This window comes from Deinococcus rhizophilus, from assembly GCF_030271215.1.
GTDB lineage: Bacteria > Deinococcota > Deinococci > Deinococcales > Deinococcaceae > Deinococcus > Deinococcus rhizophilus.
This window is the reverse complement of sequence record NZ_JASNGB010000248.1, coordinates 1-3,226: the sequence shown is the minus strand read 5'-3', so window position 1 is coordinate 3,226 and position 3,226 is coordinate 1. Positions and strand designations below refer to the sequence as shown.

5 protein-coding genes are annotated in these 3,226 nt (G+C 71.7%); 1 reads left to right on the top strand and 4 read right to left on the bottom strand.

Annotated elements, in window-relative coordinates; genetic code table 11:
• Positions 1 to 116 precede the first annotated feature (116 nt).
• The 4 genes from QOL99_RS16045 to QOL99_RS16030 form a co-directional block, all read right to left on the bottom strand.
• Positions 117 to 716, bottom strand: coding sequence for a 2'-5' RNA ligase family protein (locus QOL99_RS16045; RefSeq protein WP_285525291.1), 600 nt, complete (start codon positions 714 to 716; stop codon positions 117 to 119).
• A gap of 2 nt (positions 717 to 718) precedes the next feature.
• Entirely contained in the window at positions 719 to 1,390 is a 672-nt protein-coding gene (locus tag QOL99_RS16040) for a helix-turn-helix transcriptional regulator (protein WP_285525290.1), read from the bottom strand.
• Between the two features lies 1 nt (position 1,391).
• The gene (locus tag QOL99_RS16035; protein ID WP_285525288.1) at positions 1,392 to 2,441 is read right to left on the bottom strand and encodes an Mrp/NBP35 family ATP-binding protein; all 1,050 of its coding nucleotides are present in this window, start codon (positions 2,439 to 2,441) and stop codon (positions 1,392 to 1,394) included.
• 65 nt (positions 2,442 to 2,506) lie between these two features.
• Positions 2,507 to 2,704, bottom strand: a complete 198-nt coding sequence (locus QOL99_RS16030; RefSeq protein ID WP_285525287.1) for a hypothetical protein — start codon at positions 2,702 to 2,704, stop codon at positions 2,507 to 2,509.
• A 424-nt stretch (positions 2,705 to 3,128) separates the two neighbouring features.
• On the opposite strand from QOL99_RS16030, the gene rpmH reads away from it, so the two are divergent.
• The coding region (gene rpmH / locus QOL99_RS16025) for a 50S ribosomal protein L34 (RefSeq protein WP_285525292.1) at positions 3,129 to 3,226 on the top strand (98 nt) is incomplete at its 3' end.

The following is a 3,226-nucleotide window of genomic DNA, read 5'->3' as shown; positions in this document are numbered from 1 at the left end:
GGCCGAGCGGACTTGCAAAGCTGCGCAGCAGAGCGAGCGAATTGAGGAAGAGCATTGGGCATTCGGGGAGGCACCTGGGGCGCCGTTCCCCGGGGGCCGTCATTCTGCCCAATGCTCTAGCCCTCCGCGCCCCGGACCTCCGCCCGCCCCGCCTCCCCGGTGACGCGGGCGAGCAGTTTGGCCCCCTCGCCCAGCGGAAAGGTGTGGACCTCCTGCACCTCGCCGCGTTCCTCGCGGGTCAGGCTCAGGACCTCGACCCCAAAGGAGGTGACGGGGGGCGTCAGCCTCTGCACCTCGGCCCAGATCAGGTCCTCCACGCGCGGCAGGATGCCCAGGCCCAGGGTCAGGTGCGGCACGTAGTCCGGGCCGTCGTGGGGGGCGCGGGTGGACGGCCCCACGCCGAGGGCGCGGGCGTGCAGTTCGGCCAGTGCGGGAGTCCGCACGCACTCCAAGAAGACCATGTGCGGCAACCGCTTCCAGCCGCGCACGGGCACCTCGAAGGGCGGGATGCCCCGCAGCGCCTCCCGGAAGGCCGCGACGAGTTCCCCCGGCATCAGGTCAGTCTGAAAGGGCGCCCGCAGGTTCAGGTGAGGCGCCCCGAAACCGCGCACGCCCAGGCCCTCCTGGGTTCGCCGCAGCCAGGTGTCGAGTGCCTCGGGCGGCCACGCCACGAGGCTGTACAGCGGCTGGCCGGTGGCCCGGTCGGGGGCGGTCACGGTCAGGGTCCGATCCGGTAGCGGCACTGGCCCTGGCCGCAGGCGATGCGGCTCTCGCGGGTCACGGGCAGGCCCAGCACGTCCGTGAACAGCCGCAGTTCGCTGTGGCACAGCTCGGGGTAACTCCGCGCCACCGTCAGGTTGGGGCAGTTGCGCTCCACGATCTGCCACTCGCCCGCCTGGTCACCGGGTTCGGCCACCGCGTCGAAGCCCAGCTCGGTCAGCCACGCGGCGAAGCGGGTGATCCGCTCCTCCAGCGGCAGCTCGGCGGGCAGCGCGGCCTGCACCTGCGCGGTGAGTTCCGCGCTGCGGGCCCCCAGCACCCGCGTCACCGCCTCGTCCCCGTAGAGGATCTGGAGGTGGCGCAGCACGTCCACGCACAGCGCCGAGTAGGTCTTGGGAAAGGTCGCCTCGCCCCGGTCGGTCAGGACATAGACGTGCTGGGGCCGCCCGCGCCCGCCGGGCCGCTCGGTGCGGGCCTCGATCAGCCCCTGCTCCTGCAGGTCGAGCAGGTGCCGCCGCGCTCCCGGCACGCTGACGCCCAGATTCGCGGCGAGGTCCTGCACGGTCTGCGGACCGGCACGCTTGAGCCGCTCCAGCAACCGGTGCTTGGTGCGCTCCGGGGCGGGCGCGGGCTGGGCCTGAGATTGGAGCTGGGGGGCCAGGGCCGTCACCTCAGACCACCGGAAGCTGGTCGGGCAGGTCGGCGAGGGCCTGCACGCTGACGCGCCCGGCCAGCGCACGGGCCACCCCGGTCAGGGCCTGCGCCGCCGCCGAGTCGGGATGGGCCAGCACGGCGGGTTCCCCGGCGTCCGAGTCCTTACGAACCTCCATGTCCAGCGGCACCTCGCCCAGCAGCGGCAGCCCGCCCAGCTTCTGCGAGCCGCCGCGTCCGAAGAGGTCGTAGGTCAACCCGGTGTCGGGCGCCACGAAGTAGCTCATGTTCTCCACCACCCCCAGCACAGGCACGCTGGCCTTGCGGAACATGTCGATGGCCCGCGCCGCGTCGATCAGGGCCACGTCCTGCGGGGTGGTCACGATCACGGCGCCCGTCACCTGAATGGTCTGGGTAAGGGAAAGCTGCACGTCCCCCGTGCCCGGCGGCAGGTCCACGATCAGGTAATCGAGGTCGCCCCACGCCGCGTCCTTGAGAAACTGCTGGATGGCCGAGTGCAGCATCGGCCCGCGCCACACCAGCGCCTGCCCGGCGGGGGAGAGGTTCGCCATGCTCAGGAAGCGGATGCCGTGCGCTTCGAGGGGCTGCATCTTGCGCTCGGCGTTGGCGGTCACGCGCTCGGCGCTGCGGCCCAGCATGTGCGCCACGCTGGGGCCGTACACGTCGGCGTCCAGCAGCCCGACCCGCGCCCCGTCCCGCGCGAGCGACGCCGCGATATTGACCGCCACGCTGCTCTTGCCCACGCCGCCCTTGCCGCTCCCCACCAGCAGCACGTGCTTGACCCCCGGCAGCGCGGGCTGACCCCCGGTGCGGACCATCGCGCCGAAAGTCACGACCACCTCCTTGATCCCCGGCACGGCCAGCACCGCCGAGCGCACGTCGCCCTCGATCTGGCCCTTCAGCGGGCAGGCGGGCGTGGTCAGGTTGACCTTGACCTGCGCCACCCCGCCCCCGACCTCCGCCCGCTCGATCATGCCCAGCGACACGAGGTCGCGGTGCAGTTCCGGGTCATTCACGGTCTTCAGGGCAGCCCACAAGGCGTCACGCATATCCTGCCATTAGTAGCGCGGCAGGGGCGGGGGCAGCAAGCTCGGGGCTCACAGTGGGGCGAGGGTCACGGTGCAGGGGCCCGCTCGCCGCCGAAGGTTCCCCCGGAAGGAACGGGGCGGTCGCTCCGCGTGAGGTCGGCAGCGTGCCAGTCCTGCGGGAAGGGGAGCCAGTCGGCTGCTGCCCCGACCAGCGCCGATCCACTCCAGCGGTCGCCCGCCATCCAGATCTGAACCGCCAGACGTTCGGCCAGCAGGTCTGCCACGAGGTCGGGAGCCCTCTGCCGCTCGTCTTCCCGGGACTCGCCCCCCCCAGTCGTGATGGACGTGCCAGAGGCTGGTGTAGAGGCGGACCTTTGGTCTTCCCGGTGCCTCCGGCGCGATCTCCACCAGCAACGTGCCCTCCTCCGGGTCGCAGACGGCGAGGTCGCGCCAGTCCGGCCAGCGTTCAAACAAGGCGGCAGCGAAGTCGCGTGAATCGTCGTTCAGAGCCGCAACTTCGGTGAGAGGGAGGTCGCCCACGTCGCCCATGGTGCCGCCTTCGCTCCCCCTTCCCGCCTCCTCCTGACCCGTGCTACACTCCCGGAGTTTGCCCCACAGGGGCGGAGTTGTCGCGCACGCAAGGCAGGCTGCGAGGGACCCGCAAGGGTCAGCCCCGGGCCCCGCCCGCCGCGAGTAAGGAGGAAGACCATGAAGCGTACCTACCAGCCGAATGTCCGCAAGCGGGCCAAGACCCACGGATTCCGCGCCCGCATGAAGACCAAGGCAGGCCGCAACATCCTCGCCCG

What these genes read in the sequence shown, in the direction of transcription:
- QOL99_RS16035 (WP_285525288.1), bottom strand. Translation starts at nt 2,441, where the DNA reads ATGCGTGACGCCTTGTGGGCTGCCCTGAAGACCGTGAATGACCCGGAA.